This is a genomic window from Actinacidiphila sp. bgisy145 (assembly GCF_057708125.1).
On record NZ_JBYIRL010000005.1, the window covers coordinates 1 to 14,541 of the forward strand.

The following is a 14,541-nucleotide window of genomic DNA, read 5'->3' on the forward strand; positions in this document are numbered from 1 at the left end:
TCCCCCGGGCCTTTGGGCGCCCGCAAGGGGCGCGTGGGGGCACCGCCCAGGCGCAGCTCTGGGGGAGAACGGAGCGACCAGCCACCCACCGGCGGGTGGTCCGGCAACGACAGCAACTGCCCCACCGGGCCGGTGACGACCTGCGGTCCGCAGACGGCTGAGCGCGCAGTTCCCCGCGCCCCTTGCGGGCGCTCGGCACCGGTAGGGTGCGGGGGACGTACCGCCCTAGGAACATGGAGCGTGAAGCCATGAGCGTTGTGCACCCCGCCGGAGGCGTACCCGGGGCCGCGCGCTCGTGGCCGGACATCCTGGGCGCCCTGATCCGCCGCGACGACCTCAGCTCCGCGGAGACCGCGTGGGCGATGGACTCGATCATGAGCGGCGAGGCCACCGACGCGCAGATCGCCGGCTTCGCGGTGGCGCTGCGCAGCAAGGGCGAGACGGTCGCGGAGATCGCCGGGCTGGTCGAGGCGATGTACGCGCACGCGACGACGATCGAGGTGCCCGGCCCGACCGTGGACGTGGTCGGCACCGGCGGCGACCGGTCGAACTCCGTGAACATCTCCACGATGTCGGCGATCGTGGTGGCCGGTACCGGCGCGCGGGTGGTGAAGCACGGCAGCAGGTCCGCGTCCTCCAAGAGCGGCGCGTCCGACGTGCTGGCCGCGCTCGGCGTGAACCTCGACCTGCCCGCGCGGCGCGTCGCGGAGGTCGCCGTGGAGGTGGGCATCACCTTCTGCTTCGCGGTCCGGTTCCACCCGGCGCTGCGCCATGTGGCCGCCGCGCGCAGCGAGTTGGGGGTGGCGACGCCCTTCAACTTCCTCGGCCCGCTGACCAACCCGGCGCGGGTGCGGGCGCAGGCGACCGGCGTCGCGGACCTGCGGATGGCGCCGATCCTCGCCGGGGTGCTCGCCGAACGCGGTTCGTCGGCGCTGGTGTTCCGCGGTGACGACGGGTTGGACGAGCTGACCACTACCGCGACCTCGCAGGTGTGGGTGGTCAAGGACGGCAAGGTGGAGCACACCGGGTTCGACCCGCGGGACGTCGGCCTGGAGCTGGTGCCGGTGGAGGCGCTGCGCGGCGGCGAGGCCGGGTACAACGCGGAGGTGGCCCGGCGGCTGCTCGCCGGTGAGCGCGGGCCGGTGCGGGACGCGGTGCTGCTCAACTCCGCGGCGACGCTGACCGCGTTGGGGGCCACCGGCGGCGGCACCCTGGAGGAGCGGATCAGCGCCGGCCTGGTCCGGGCGGCGGAGTCGATCGACTCGGGCGCGGCGGAGGGCGTACTGGAGCGCTGGGTGGCGGCGACCCGGGCGTAGCGAAGAGGCGCGGGCGCACGGCGCCGTCCACTTTCCGGACGGGGTCTTGCGCCCGCGCCGCCGTATGGCACAATCTTGTCCCAGGTCACGAGTGACAGCGCAAAGGCCCCGGCTCGCTGTCCGGCAACCCTCCGTCCGAGGCGGGGTGCCCCGGGTGATGACCAGGCTGTGATGCAGCGAGGCTCACAGCAAGCCGGACTGGGGAGTTCTTTCATGAGCAAGCGAATGCGTTAGGGCCTGTCGGCCCCGGTTCTGCCACCAGCAATTCCGCCCGATCACCTCTGCACCGCGCCGTCCGCGCGGCCGTTCCCGGCCGCCGCTTCGTGGTGCTTTCGCCTGCCTTCCGCCGGGAGTTCGCCTTGACCACCGCCGCCACCTCCGCCGCCCGCACCAGCACCACCAGCACCGCCAAGAGCACGGTCGGGGCCACCGCCACCGCCACCGCCATCAGCGAAGGCGCCGACGCCGACTGCCCCACCTGTACGTCCGCCCCGCTGCCCGTACTCGGCCGGGACGTGCGGGTGCCGCTCGTCACCGGTGGGGAAGTGGGGTACGCCGCGCTCGACTACGCCGCGAGCGCCCCCGCGCTCCAGCGGGTGTGGGACGACGTCGCCGCCTACGCGCCGTACTACGGCAGCGTGCACCGCGGTGCCGGCTACCTCTCGCAACTGTCGACCGACCTGTTCGAGCAGAGCCGCGAGACCGTCGCGGAGTTCCTGGGCTGCCGCCCGGACGACGAGCTGGTCTTCACCCGCTCCACCACCGACTCGCTCAACCTGCTGGCCGCCGCCCTCCCGGCCGGGACCCGCGTCTACGTCTTCGACACCGAGCACCACGCGGCCCTGCTGCCCTGGCAGCGCGTCGAGGGCGGGCAGGTCGTGTATCTGCCCGCGCCGCGCACCCCGGAGCAGGCCGTCGCGTCCCTGGACGTGGCGCTGCACGGCGCCCCCAAGGGCCCGAAGCTGGTCTGTGTGACCGGCGCGTCCAACGTCACCGGCGAGATCTGGCCGGTGCGCGAACTGGCGGCCGCCGCACACCGGCACGGCGCCCGGATCGTGCTGGACGCCGCCCAGCTCGCCCCGCACCACCCGGTGGACATCACCGCGCTCGACGTCGACTGGGTGGCCTTCTCCGGGCACAAGCTGTACGCGCCGTTCGGCGCCGGGGTGCTCGCCGGGCGGGCCGACTGGCTGCGGGACGCCGAGCCGTACCTCGCCGGGGGCGGCGCCACCCGCAAGGTCGCCCGCTCCGGTGACGAGCTGTCCGTGGAGTGGCACTCCGGCACCGCCCGGCACGAGGCAGGCTCGCCGAACGTGATCGGCGCCTACGCCATCGCGTCGGCGTGCAAGGCGCTTACCGAGGCGGGCTTCGACACCCTTGTCACCCGTGAGCGTGAACTGCTCGCCCGGCTGCGGGACGGCCTCGCCGCCTTCCCCGAGGTGCGGGTGCTCTCGCTGTTCGGGTCCGGCTCGGCCCGGGTCGGCGTGCTCTCCTTCGTCGTGCGCGGCTGGAACTCCTCGCACTTCGCGGCGGCGCTCTCGGCGGAGTACGGGATCGGTGTACGGGACGGGCTGTTCTGCGCGCACCCGCTGGTGCGGACCCTCCTGGACACGGAGCCGGACGAGCCGGGGGAGTGCGGCGCCCCCGACGCCGAGCCCGGTGAGCGCTCCCTGAACGCCGTCCGGGTCAGCTTCGGCGCGGGCACCCCCCAGGAGCACATCGACCGCTTCCTCGGGGCCGTCGGCACCCTCGTCCGCGAGGGCGCCGCATGGAGCTACCGCACCGAGGCGGGCCGCTGCGTCCCCGTCCGCTGACGGACGGCGCGCTCCACGAAGGCGCGGGCGGCCAGGAGTACGGGCAGCCAGGAGTACGGGCGGCTAGGAGTCCAGCCCGATGGAGAACGCGGCCTCCAGGTCGTGCTGGGAGTACGTCCGGAACGCCACGTGCGTGTCGGTCACCTCGACACCCGGGATCTTGGAGATGCGCCCGGGGATGATGTCGGCGAGGTCGTCGTGGCGGGCGACCCGCACCAGGGCGACCAGGTCGTAGGTCCCGGTCACCGAGTACACCTCGCTGACGTGCTCCAGTGCGGCGATCGACTCGGCGATCTCGGGGATCTGGTCCACTGAGGTCTTGATGAGCACGATCGCGGTGATCACGGCTGGACGTCTCCTCGGGTGGGTGCGATGACGACGCTCACCTTACGCCGTGGCCGGTAGCAGACCCATGCGCACAGGAAGCCGAAGGCGAAACCGACCACGTGCGCGAGGTAGGCGACGCCGGGCCCGCCCTGCGCGGTCTGCGCGGCCAGCCACTGGAGCACGAACCAGAAGCCGAGCACCACCCACGCCGGGAAGCGCAGCGGCACGAAGAACAGGAACGGGAACAGGCTGGTCACCCGGGCCCTGGGATAGAGGTAGAGGTAGGCGCCCAGGGCCCCGGAGATCGCCCCCGACGCGCCGACCAGGCTCTGGGTGTCCCCGCTGTTGGCGAAGGCGAACCCGTAGGCGGCGAGGTAGCCCGCCGCGAGGTAGAACAGCGCGAAGCGCACCCGGCCCATGCGGCTTTCCACGTTGTCCCCGAAGACGTAGAGGAAGAGCATGTTGCCGATCAGGTGCAGCCAGCCGCCGTGCACGAACATCGAGGTCAGCACCGACAGGAACGGCACCTTCGGGAAGGCGCCCGGGGTGCGGCAGCCCGCGGGCAGGTCGAGTTGCGCGACCGGGGTGCGGCCGTGGAACAGCTCGCTGGGGATCACCCCCCAGCGGTCGAAGTACACCGCCTGCGCGCACTGGAGCGCGTGACCGCTGCCGTAGAGGCGGACGAAGCCGGAGACCGGGCCGGCCAGGAAGACCGCGGTGCACAGGGCGATGAGCGCGTAGGTCACGACCGGACGGCGGCGGACCGGGTTCTTGTCGTACACCGGGATGACCATGCACCGATCATGACGGAAGCGGACCAACCGGCAGGGAACGCCTCGCCGCAGCGCGCCGTGCCTCCAAGGCCGTAGGGTGACCGGGGCACACACGCCCGTCCTGATGGGTAGGGGTGAGCCGAGGTCCGCCCCCCGTGGACGCACCGAGACGAGAGAGGTGCCCGAGCCGATGACGGTTCCCCTGCCGACCGCGACCACCAGGTGGCGCTGCACCCTGTGCGGCAACCTGACGAGGTTCGACGTCACCCGTTCGACCCGGGTGGTCGAGTACGTCCACCTCGACCTGGGCGGCGAGCCGCGCACCGAGGAGACCGAGGTGCTCAGCGAGACCGTGGAGTCCGTGCGCTGCCGGTGGTGCAACGCGGTCGACCAGATCGAACTGGTGGACCGGCCTGGCAAGGACGTGACGGACGGTCCCGCACAGGGTTGAGTCCTGTTGCGGGGACAATGGAAGCAGCAGGCGACGGCCGGAGGGATCGAAGGAGGCCGGGAGGGCGCCGAGGAACCCGACAGGGAGTGACTGGTGGATGGTAACGGCGGCCGACCGCTGCCCGACGAGGAGCTCGCGCCGGGTCCCGGCGAGCCGACGCTCGACCGGCCGCTGCCCGAGGGCGTGCGCCACCGGGTGGTCGCCATCGCCGCCGACGCTTTCGGCGGGTTCACCTTCCCCGAACTGCCGGTGTCCCTGCGCCCGTACGCCCGTTTCACCCCCACCCGCCGCGTGAAGTACGCCGGGACCGCGCTGGCCGCCGCCCTGGAGTCCGACGCCGCGTTCCGGCAGAAGGTCGCCGGGCGGCTGCGCGAGGCGCAGCCGGAGCTGACCGGCGCGCTCGACGCCGGCACCGCGCCGCCGGCCGCCGATCCGCTGGACGTGGCCGCGGCGGCGTACCTGCTGCGCCCGGAGGGCTGGGCCAAGCTCGTGGCGACCGCGGGCGAGGAGGTCCAACGGGCCGACGCCGAGCGGGCCGACGAGGAGGCGGTGCGCGAACTCGCCCGGCTGCGCGAGGAGGTGGCCGCGCTCCAGGCGCAGGTCCGCGCGGACGCGGCCCGCGCCCGCGGCGAGCTGGACGCCGTACGCAAGGAGGGCGACGCGCTGCACCGCAAGCTGCGCGCCGCGCACAGCGACGTGAAGCGGGCGGAGTCCGCGCAGCGCAAGCTCCAGGCCGAACTGGACGAGGTCCGGGCGGCCGCCGCGCGCGAGCGCGCCGCGGCCGAGAGCGAGGCCCGCCGGCTGCGGACGAAGCTCACCGAGGCCGAGGCGGCCGTGGAGGCCGGGCGGCGCGCGGTGCGCGAGGGCCGCAGTGTGGAGGAGGTCCGGCTGCGGCTGCTGCTGGACACGGTGCTGGACGCGGCGGCCGGGCTGCGCCGCGAGTTGGCGCTGCCGCCGCGCGACACCCTCGGGGTGCGGCCGGCCGACACCGTGGACGCGGTGGCGCCCGGGGCGTTCAGCGCGCGCGACATCGCCACCAGGGCGCTGTCGGACACCGACCCGGCGCTGCTGGACCAGCTCCTCGCGCTGCCGCAGGCGCACCTGGTCGTCGACGGCTACAACGTCACCAAGACCGGTTATCCGGCGCTGCCGTTGGAGAAGCAGCGGCTGCGGCTGCTGGGGGGCCTGGCGGCGCTGGCCGCGCAGAGCGGCGCGGAGGTCACCTGCGTCTTCGACGGCGCCGACCTGGACATGCCGGTGCTGCTCGCGCCGCCGCGCGGGGTGCGGGTGCTGTTCTCCAAGGCCGGTGAGACCGCTGATGAGTTGATCCGGCGGCTGGTGCGGGCCGAGCCGCCCGGGCGGCAGATCGTGGTGGTCTCCGCGGACCGCGAGGTGGCCGACGGGGTGGCGAAAGCCGGGGCCCGCCCGGTGGCGTCGGTGCTGCTGCTCAAGCGGCTCGCCCGGGTCTGACGGCGCCAACTCACCGTCGTTTTCCGGCCGTTCGGCGGTGGCGCGGTGCGCGGGCCGGGCCGGCGGGCGGTGGCCGGTGTTCACTTGCGCACGACCGTCAACGCTGCGTTCGGTGACCCTCACCCCATGTGCAAGGTGCGTAAAGAATATGCGATGCGGTCGAGATTTTGCCTACAAGGATTTGAACCGATCACAGTCCGGTCACTAGGGTCGGGGCTCGTACCTCCGCGCAGTCGATCATCCAACCCGGGTGACGCTCGGAGGCCGCCCGCCAGTGAACCGGTAGGCGGCTGAAGGAAGAAGGAGACCGCCTTCGTGGCGTCCCACCGTCGTCCCAAGCCGGCAAGCCGCATGCGCGTCACCGTACTGACCGCCACCGCGGCGGCAGCGGTCGCGCTGTCCTCGCAGGCCGCCAACGCAGCGCCCGCCAAGGAGTCCGTCAAGGACGCCAAGTCCAAGGTCGACGCGCTGTACGACCAGGCCGAGCAGGCCACGCAGAAGTACGACGCGGCCAACGAGAAGCTGACGTCGCTGCAGAAGGACGCGTCCAACCTCCAGGACCAGGTCGCCCGCCAGCAGGAGAAGCTGAACAAGCTGCGGGACAACATCGGCGCGATCGCGGCCTCGCAGTACCGCAGCGGGGGCATCGACCCCTCGCTCCAGCTGTTCCTGTCCTCCAACCCGGACGACTACCTGGACCAGGCGAGCTCGCTCGATCAGATCACCTCGCTCCAGGCCGGCGCGCTCCAGCAGTTGGAGAGCGCGAAGCAGACACTGGACCAGGAGCGGGCCCAGGCCGCCGCGAAGCTCGCGGAGGTGCAGAGCACCCGCGCGGACCTGGCGAAGAACAAGAAGGACGCGCAGACCAAGCTCGCCAAGGCGCAGACGGTCCTCAACAGCCTGACCGCCGCCCAGCGCGCGCAGATCGCGGCCCAGGACGCGGCCGCCGCCAGCCGGGCCAGCTCCCGGGTGGACCTCGGCAACGCCAAGGCCGCCAGCGCCCTCGCGCAGGCCGCGTTCGACGCCGCCAAGACCAGGATCGGCGACCCGTACTACTACGGCGCCACCGGGCCCAGCCAGTTCGACTGCTCGGGCCTGACCTCCTGGGCCTACGCCCAGGCCGGGGCCTCCATACCCCGCACCTCCGAGGAGCAGGCGAACGCCGGCACCCGGATCTACAGCGCCTCGCAGCTCGAAGTCGGCGACCTGGTCATCTTCTACGGCGACTTCCACCACGTCGGGCTCTACGCGGGCAACGGCATGGTGCTGCACGCTCCGAAGCCGGGCGCGGTCGTGCGCTACGAGGCGATGAGCGACATGCCCTTCGAGTTCGGCGTGCGGATCTGACGCACCGCACCACCTCGCAGCAACCGAGCGGCCGCTCCGTACCCCGGAGTCGGCCGCTCGCTTCTTCGGCCCGGGAGCTCCGCGAGCCCCGCGACGCGCCCGACTCCCGTACGGCGGACGGGTGATGAACACCTTGCCGAGCGGGCGGGCGGCGGGCGCGTGACCTGCGGTTCACGCGCGCGACGCACCGGACGGCCGCCGGCGATCTTTGAACGGTGCGCCACGACGCGATTACTGTCAGCGTTCGTGGCTTCTCATCGACGCACCCCGAAACCGGGGCTTCGCACCTCCAGGGTCACCGTGCTGTCGGCGGCGGCCGCGGCAGCGCTGTCGGGCGGCGCCGCCCAGTTCGCGTCGGCCGACCCCGCCGGCGGGGCGGCCCCGGACGCCGCGACCCAACTCGACCGCCTCTACCAGCAGGCCGAGCAGGACACCCAGAAGTACGACGCCGCCCAGGAGACCGCCCAGCGGCTGCGCGGCGAGGTGGCCGACCTCCAGGACCGGGCCGCGCGCGGCCAGCAGCGGGTCAACGCGCTGCGCGACGACCTCGGCGCGGTCGCCGCCGCGCAGTACCGCGACGGCGCGGTGGACCCGACGCTGGCGCTGCTGCTGTCCGACCGGCCCGGCCAGTACCTCGACCAGGCAGCCGCGATCGACCGGCTCGGCGCCCGGCAGGCCGCTCAGCTGGCCGAACTCCAGGAGGCGCAGCGGGTGCTGCGGCAGGAGCGGGACCAGGCGGCCGGCAAGCTCGCGGAGCTGCGGAGCACCACCGAGCAGCTCCAGCGCCGCAAGGCCGGCGTCCAGCAGGCGCTGGCCACCGCCCGGACCGTGCTCCACTCGATGCCCGCGTCCGCGCAGGCCGCCTACCGCGACGGCGACGGCTCGGTGCGCGCCTCCCGGGACCAGGCGCTGCCGCCGCTGCTGGACCTGCCGGCGTCCTCCGGGCGGGCCGCGCTCGCGGTCGCCGCGGCCCGCCGGATGCTCGGCGCGCCGTACGTGTGGGGCGCCACCGGGCCCGGCTCGTTCGACTGCTCCGGGCTGATGCAGTACGCGTACGCGCAGGCGGGGGTGGCGCTGCCGCGGACCTCGCAGGAGCAGATGAACGCGGGGCAGCACGTCCCGCTCAGCCAGGCCCGGCCCGGGGACCTGGTGATCTACCGCTCCGACGCCAGCCATGTCGCGATGTACGTCGGCGGCGGGCGGGTCATCCACGCGCCGTACCCGGGTGCGCGGGTGCGCTACGACCCGGTGGGGATGATGCCGATCACCGCGGTCACCCGGCCCTGAGGGCGCGCCGGACCGGCCGGGGCGCCGGGGGACCGGCGGTCGGCGGGTAATACGATCGCGGAATGGCTGGCGGGGTGCGCGGATCGCGGGTGGTGCGGGGGATCGCGGCCGGGGTCTGCGGGGCGGTGCTGGTTGCGGGGTGCACGTCGGGTGCGGCGAAGCCGAGCGCGGGGGAGTCGGTGGCGGCGGCCGCGCGGACGCTGCTGGCGCAGCGGTCGCACGCGGTGGTCCAGCGGGACCGTGCGGAGTTCCTGGCGGGGATCGACCCGAAGGCCACCCGGTTCCGGGCACGCCAGGTGAAGGTGTTCGCCGACCTCGCCGACGTGCCGCTGGCGGCGTGGTCGTACGAGGTGGTGCGGACCGGGGCGTTCGCCCTGCCGCCGAGCGCGGACGGCAGCGCGCGGACGGCGGTGGAGGTGCGGCTGGAGTACCGGCTGCGGGGATACGACAGCCGGCCGGTGGTCTCGACGGCGTACCTGACGGTGGCGCGGCGCGCGGGGCACTGGTACCTGGCCGGGGACGACGACGGGGCGGCGAGCGGGCACCGTACGGCGGTGCAGATCTGGGACCAGGGGCCGGTGCGGGTGGTGCGCGGGGCACACAGCCTGGTGCTCGGGCTCGGCGACGTGCGGCGGCTGCGCGGGTACGCCGAGGACGCGGACCAGGCGGTGCCGGAGGTGCGGCACGCCTTCGGGTCGGGCTGGCCCGGAGACGTGGTGGTGGAGGCGCCCTCGACGCTGGACCAGATGGCGGCGCTGTTGTCGGCCGACCCGGCGGACTACCGGGACATCGCGGCGGTCACGACCGGCGAGGGCGGCGGGAACACGGCGGCGCCCGCGGACCGGGTGGTCCTCAACCCGGCGGCGTTCGGCGAACTGTCCGCGTTCGGGCGGCAGGTGGTGCTCACCCATGAGACGACGCACGTCGCCACCCGGCTGTCCACGACCGCGTCCACCCCGCTGTGGCTGTCGGAGGGCGTCGCGGACTGGGTGGCCTACCGCGACTCGGGCCGCACCGCGCGGGAGATCGCGCCGGAGCTGGCCGCCGACGTCGGGGCCGGCCGTACGCCCGCCGCGCTCCCCACCGCCGCGGACTTCCGCTCCGACGCGAAGGACCTCGCGCAGGCGTACGAGGGCGGCTGGCTGGCCTGCCGGCTGATCGCCGACCAGTGGTCGCCGCAGACGCTGACGGCGTTCTACCGCGCGGTGGCGCAAGGTGGCACGCTCGACGCGCACCTGCGGGCCGCGCTCGGCATCGGGTCGGCGCAGTTCACCGCGCGGTGGCGGTCCTACGTGGAACAGGAGCTGGGGTGACCGGGGTGAGCGGACAGGACACGGGCGGCGCGCACGGCGAACCCGCCGACGCGGGGCCCGACTTCACCGCCGAGCAGGTCGCCCGGGGGCGGGAGCTGCGGCGGCAGGTGCTGCCCTTGTCGCTGGCCTCGTCCGCGGTCGCGCTCGCGCTGATGCTGGTGCTCGGCCTGACCTCGGGCGGGGCCCGGCTGGTCGCGGCGTTCGGGGAGAGCTGGGCGGTGCGGGTGGCGGGCGCCGCGGTGACGCTGGTGGTGCTCGGGGAGGCGGCCGGGCTGCCCTTCGCCGCCCGCGGCCGGGTGGTCCGGCGCCGCTACGGCCTGGTCACGCAGGGCTGGGGCGGCTGGGCGGTGGACCGGGCCCGCGGGCTGGCGGTGTCGCTGCCGCTCGCGCTCGGCGTGCTCTTCGCGGTCTACGCGCTCGCCGGTGCGACCCGCTGGTGGTGGGCGTGGGCGGCGCTCGGCGCGGCCGCGCTGACGGTGCTGCTGTCCTTCCTCGCCCCGCTGGTCTTCGAGCCGCTCTTCAACCGCTTCACGCCCATGGCGCCCGGCGCTCTGCGCACCGACCTGCTGGCGCTGGCCGCCCGGGACGGCGTCGCCGTGAAGGACGTGCTCGTCGCCGACGCCTCCCGCCGGACGACCGCGCTCAACGCGTACGTCTCCGGGCTCGGCGGCACCCGCCGCATCGTCGTCTACGACACCCTGCTGGAGACCGCCGACCCGCGCGAGGTGGAACTCGTCGTCGCCCACGAACTCGGCCATGTCGTCCACCGCGACGTGGCCCGCGGCACCGCGCTGGGCGCGCTCGGCGCCGCGGCCGGGGTGTGCGTGCTGGCCGCCGTCGTCAGCTGGGCGCCGCTGCTGCACGCCGCCGGGGTACGGCACTTCGCCGACCCGCGCTCGGGCTGGCTGCTGGCGGCCGCGGCCGCGGTCGGCGGCACCCTCGGCGGTCCGCTCACCGCCGCCCTCAGCCGCCGGGTCGAGCGCCGCGCCGACCGGCACGCCCTGGACACCACCGCAGACCCGGCGACCTTCGTCGCCATGCAGCGCCGGCTGACCGTGGCCAACGTGGCCGACCCGGCGCCGCCCCGGCTCGCGCACGCGCTCCTCGGCAGCCACCCGACGGCCGCCGAACGCATCGCGGCCGCCCGCGCCTGGGCCGCCGCGCACCCGCCGGCACAGTGAGGCGGTACTGTCGGCAGCGATGGAAAAGACCCTCGTCGTCACCAACGACTTCCCGCCGCGGCCCGGCGGCATCCAGGCGTTCGTGCACAGCATGGCGCTGCGGATGGACCCCGAGCAGGTCGTGGTGTACGCCTCCACCTGGCGGGACGGGCGCGAGGTCGCCCGCTTCGACGCCGAGCAGCCCTTCACGGTCGTGCGGGACCGGACGAAGATGATGGTCCCGACCCCCCGGGTCACCCGGCGCGCGGTCCAGCTCCTGCGCGAACACGGCTGCTCGTCGGTGTGGTTCGGGGCGGCCGCCCCGCTCGGCCTCATGGCGCCCGCCCTGCGCAGGGCCGGCGCCCGCCGGCTCGTCGGCACCACCCACGGCCACGAAGCCGCCTGGGCGCAGCTGCCCGCCAGCCGCCGACTGCTGCGCCGGATCGGCGAGGGCACCGACACGCTGACCTACCTCGGGGAGTACTCGCGGTCCCGGATCGCGGCCGCGCTCACCCCCGAGGCGGCCGCGCGGATGGTCCAACTGCCGCCCGGCGTCGACGAGAAGGTCTTCCACCCCAGTCCCGACGGCCCGGTGCTGCGGGCCCGGCTCGGGCTCGCGGACCGGCCGGTCGTCGTCTGCGTGTCCCGGCTGGTGCCCCGCAAGGGGCAGGACACGCTGATCCTGGCGATGCCCCGCATCCTGCGGGAGGTGCCCGACGCGGTCCTCCTCCTCGTCGGCGGCGGGCCCTACCGCGGCGACCTGGAGAAGCTCGCGGCCCGGACCGGGGTCGCCGCGGCCGTCCGCTTCACCGGCAGCGTGCCCTGGGCCGAACTCCCCGCGCACTTCGGGGCCGGCGACGTCTTCGCGATGCCGTGCCGGACCCGGCGGGGCGGGCTCGACGTCGAAGGGCTCGGCATCGTCTACCTGGAGGCGTCCGCGATGGGCCTGCCGGTCGTCGCCGGCGACTCCGGGGGCGCGCCCGACGCCGTCCTCGACGGCGAGACCGGGTACGTCGTGCCCGGGGGTTCCCCCGAGCAGGCCGCCTCCCGCATCCTCGCGCTCCTGCGCGACCCCGAACTGCGCGGCGCCATGGGTGCCCGGGGCCGCGCCTGGGTCCACGACACCTGGACCTGGGACCTCCTGGCGTCCCGCCTCCAGTCCCTCCTCTAGCTCGACCGCGCATGCCGTGGCCGTGGGCGAACTCGTCCACGGTGCCCTCGCCGTCGCGCCCGCCGGGGAAAGCACCTTCCGCCGGGGCGGCGCCCGACGGCGCCGCCCCGGCGCATTCCCACCCGGCGCCCCCGGTGCGGTGGCGCCGGCGGTCACAGGGCGGTGAGGGCGCTGACGATCGCGGTGGTCAGGTGGGGGAGGTAGTCCTCGTCGATGCGGTCGGCGGTCGCGAACAGGCGTGTGAGCAAGGGTGAGATGAGCAGGTCGAGGCCGAGTTCGCGGTCGAGGTCCGCGGAGAGTTCGCCCCGGTCGACCGCGCGGGTGAGGACTTCGGCGACGGCGGTGCGGCGCGGCTGGGTGACGACGGCGTGCAGGGCGGTGGCGAGCTCGGTGGCGCGGGTGGTCTCGACCAGGAGGTCAAGGACGATCCGGCGGACGCGGGGGTCGGCGGTCTGCGCGACGATCACGTCGAGGAACGCGTGGACGTCGCCGGCCAGCGACCCGGTGTCCGGCACCCGCGGCAGGTTGTCCCGCATGACCGCCCCCACCACGTCGACCAGCATGGCCTGCTTGGACGGCCAGCGGCGGTAGACCGCCGCCTTGCCCACGCCGGCCCGGCGCGCCACGGCGTCCATCGACATCCGCGCGTAGCCCGTCTCGGCCAGCTGGTCGAACATCGCGCCGGTGATAGCGGTGGTCACCGCCTCCTGGAACACCGCCGCTCCCGCAGGTCTGCGGTCTTTCGGCCCGCCCCCGGCCGGCGGGTCCCCGGGTACGTCGCGCGTACGCGGACCGCGCTCGGGAGTCGGGGGCGAGGTGGTGCGAGGCGGGGGTGTGCGTCTGGTGGTCATGCCCCCACGGTATCGCGACGGAACGGTTGCGTTCCATCCGTCGGCGGTGTTACTTTCGTTGCGACGGAACGGACTCGTTCCAACGAAGAGCGGAAGGCATGCCATGAAGATCCACCCCCTGCGCATCGGCCGCACCAAAGTCCCGTTCGGGCAGTTCCACGGCGGCCTGGCCGGCGCCGACCTCGACGAATTCGTCACCGACAAGGACCACTTCATCTGGGTACCGATCCACGCCTACCTGCTGGAACACCCCGGCATCGGCCCGATACTCGTCGACACCGGCATCAGCCCCGAGCAGACCGAACACATCGAGTACTACCGCGGCTCGATCATGGAACACGTCATGGACGACGACGAGTACGACCTCCCCGCCGACCAGACCCTCACCGCGCAACTCGCCCGCCTCGGCCACACACCGCGGGACATCAGCGCCGTGATCATCACCCACTTCCACGAAGACCACGTCGGCGGCCTCAACCTCCTCGCCCACGCACCCGTATACCTGGGCGCGAACGAGTACGCCGCACGCGAGGAGAAGGCACTCGGCCTGATACCCCTGGCCTTTCCCCCTTCCATCAAGGCGATCACCGACTGGCGGCCCATCCAGTTCACCGGCCCCGCCCTCGGCGGCTTCGACACCTCGGCCGACCTGTTCGACGACGGCAGCGTCATCGCCCTGCCCACCCCCGGACACAGCCCCGGCAGCACCAGCGTCCTCGTCGACCACCGCTACCTGCTCACCGGCGACGCCATGTACACGATCCGCCACCTCGCCGTCGAGGACCTGCGCGCCATCCAACTCGGCAGCGAAGACCACTACGTCGACTCGATCCGCCGCATCCAGTGGCTGCGCCGCGCCATCCCGGACCTCCTCATCCTCCCCGCGCACGACGACACCCCGTACGGCCTGCGCCTGACCGCCGGCCTGGCCACCGGCGAACTGTCCGACCGCGACGCACGCTGGGCCAAGGACTGGGAGCGCGACACCTTCGACGAAGCGGTCCGGCTCAACCCCGCCCGCCGCCCCCGCTTCATCCCCGACCCCGACGGCGGCCCCGTCGGCACCGTCTCCTGACCACCCGCCCCCACGTCGCGAGACGCCCACCCCACCCACCACAGGGCACACACCACGTGCCCTCCCGGACCACGCACAGCAGTTACGAAAACAGAGAAGAGCAAACCGACATGACCACCGACACGAACACCGACGCCCCCGCGACCGACGCGCCCAAGCCGAACGCCTAGCAGGCCGAGCGGGCGG

At 74.0% G+C, this 14,541-nt stretch carries 13 protein-coding genes and 1 riboswitch; of the genes, 10 read left to right on the top strand and 3 right to left on the bottom strand.

Annotation, left to right across the window (positions count from 1 at the left end):
* Positions 1-248 precede the first annotated feature (248 nt).
* Both trpD and AC3ERT_RS06245 read left to right on the top strand, forming a co-directional pair.
* On the top strand, positions 249-1,316 hold the full coding sequence (gene trpD / locus AC3ERT_RS06240) for an anthranilate phosphoribosyltransferase (RefSeq protein ID WP_335974035.1): 1,068 nt from the start codon (positions 249-251) through the stop codon (positions 1,314-1,316).
* An 83-nt stretch (positions 1,317-1,399) separates the two neighbouring features.
* A riboswitch (SAM riboswitch) is annotated at positions 1,400-1,517 on the top strand.
* Between the two features lie 245 nt (positions 1,518-1,762).
* Complete coding sequence (locus tag AC3ERT_RS06245; protein ID WP_335974176.1) at positions 1,763-3,130, top strand: aminotransferase class V-fold PLP-dependent enzyme; 1,368 nt, start codon at positions 1,763-1,765, stop codon at positions 3,128-3,130.
* Between the two features lie 63 nt (positions 3,131-3,193).
* Here the strand turns inward: AC3ERT_RS06245 and AC3ERT_RS06250 are convergent, their stop codons facing one another.
* The gene (locus tag AC3ERT_RS06250) at positions 3,194-3,475 is read right to left on the bottom strand and encodes an Lrp/AsnC family transcriptional regulator (RefSeq protein ID WP_335974033.1); all 282 of its coding nucleotides are present in this window, start codon (positions 3,473-3,475) and stop codon (positions 3,194-3,196) included.
* Positions 3,472-4,251 carry a rhomboid family intramembrane serine protease gene (locus AC3ERT_RS06255; protein ID WP_335974029.1) on the bottom strand — a complete coding sequence of 260 codons (780 nt, stop codon included), beginning with the start codon at positions 4,249-4,251 and terminating at the stop codon, positions 3,472-3,474. The genes AC3ERT_RS06250 and AC3ERT_RS06255 overlap by 4 nt, the downstream gene beginning before the upstream one ends.
* A gap of 169 nt (positions 4,252-4,420) precedes the next feature.
* On the opposite strand from AC3ERT_RS06255, the gene AC3ERT_RS06260 reads away from it, so the two are divergent.
* The 7 genes from AC3ERT_RS06260 to AC3ERT_RS06290 all read left to right on the top strand — a co-directional run bounded on the left by AC3ERT_RS06260 (position 4,421) and on the right by AC3ERT_RS06290 (position 12,429).
* Positions 4,421-4,681 carry a hypothetical protein gene (locus AC3ERT_RS06260; protein ID WP_335974025.1) on the top strand — a complete coding sequence of 87 codons (261 nt, stop codon included), beginning with the start codon at positions 4,421-4,423 and terminating at the stop codon, positions 4,679-4,681.
* A gap of 90 nt (positions 4,682-4,771) precedes the next feature.
* Positions 4,772-6,151: an NYN domain-containing protein gene (locus AC3ERT_RS06265; RefSeq protein ID WP_435133292.1), complete on the top strand. Its 1,380-nt coding sequence runs from the start codon at positions 4,772-4,774 to the stop codon at positions 6,149-6,151.
* A 315-nt stretch (positions 6,152-6,466) separates the two neighbouring features.
* Positions 6,467-7,498, top strand: a complete 1,032-nt coding sequence (locus AC3ERT_RS06270) for a C40 family peptidase (RefSeq protein WP_335974022.1) — start codon at positions 6,467-6,469, stop codon at positions 7,496-7,498.
* Between the two features lie 246 nt (positions 7,499-7,744).
* Complete coding sequence (locus AC3ERT_RS06275) at positions 7,745-8,785, top strand: C40 family peptidase (RefSeq protein ID WP_435133266.1); 1,041 nt, start codon at positions 7,745-7,747, stop codon at positions 8,783-8,785.
* A gap of 62 nt (positions 8,786-8,847) precedes the next feature.
* Complete coding sequence (locus tag AC3ERT_RS06280; protein ID WP_435173100.1) at positions 8,848-10,098, top strand: hypothetical protein; 1,251 nt, start codon at positions 8,848-8,850, stop codon at positions 10,096-10,098.
* Between the two features lie 5 nt (positions 10,099-10,103).
* Positions 10,104-11,279: a M48 family metalloprotease gene (locus AC3ERT_RS06285; protein ID WP_435133261.1), complete on the top strand. Its 1,176-nt coding sequence runs from the start codon at positions 10,104-10,106 to the stop codon at positions 11,277-11,279.
* A 19-nt stretch (positions 11,280-11,298) separates the two neighbouring features.
* Complete coding sequence (locus tag AC3ERT_RS06290) at positions 11,299-12,429, top strand: glycosyltransferase family 4 protein (RefSeq protein ID WP_435173102.1); 1,131 nt, start codon at positions 11,299-11,301, stop codon at positions 12,427-12,429.
* A 152-nt stretch (positions 12,430-12,581) separates the two neighbouring features.
* Here the strand turns inward: AC3ERT_RS06290 and AC3ERT_RS06295 are convergent, their stop codons facing one another.
* Complete coding sequence (locus AC3ERT_RS06295) at positions 12,582-13,130, bottom strand: TetR/AcrR family transcriptional regulator (protein ID WP_335974006.1); 549 nt, start codon at positions 13,128-13,130, stop codon at positions 12,582-12,584.
* Positions 13,131-13,383: 253 nt separating this feature from the next.
* Here AC3ERT_RS06295 and AC3ERT_RS06300 point away from each other — a divergent pair, with 253 nt between their 5' ends.
* The gene (locus AC3ERT_RS06300; protein WP_435173104.1) at positions 13,384-14,355 is read left to right on the top strand and encodes an N-acyl homoserine lactonase family protein; all 972 of its coding nucleotides are present in this window, start codon (positions 13,384-13,386) and stop codon (positions 14,353-14,355) included.
* Positions 14,356-14,541: the final 186 nt, after the last annotated feature.

What these genes read in the sequence shown, in the direction of transcription:
- trpD (WP_335974035.1), top strand. Translation starts at nt 249, where the DNA reads ATGAGCGTTGTGCACCCCGCCGGAGGCGTACCCGGGGCCGCGCGCTCG.
- AC3ERT_RS06255 (WP_335974029.1), bottom strand. Translation starts at nt 4,251, where the DNA reads ATGGTCATCCCGGTGTACGACAAGAACCCGGTCCGCCGCCGTCCGGTC.
- AC3ERT_RS06260 (WP_335974025.1), top strand. Translation starts at nt 4,421, where the DNA reads ATGACGGTTCCCCTGCCGACCGCGACCACCAGGTGGCGCTGCACCCTG.
- AC3ERT_RS06280 (WP_435173100.1), top strand. Translation starts at nt 8,848, where the DNA reads ATGGCTGGCGGGGTGCGCGGATCGCGGGTGGTGCGGGGGATCGCGGCC.
- AC3ERT_RS06290 (WP_435173102.1), top strand. Translation starts at nt 11,299, where the DNA reads ATGGAAAAGACCCTCGTCGTCACCAACGACTTCCCGCCGCGGCCCGGC.
- AC3ERT_RS06300 (WP_435173104.1), top strand. Translation starts at nt 13,384, where the DNA reads ATGAAGATCCACCCCCTGCGCATCGGCCGCACCAAAGTCCCGTTCGGG.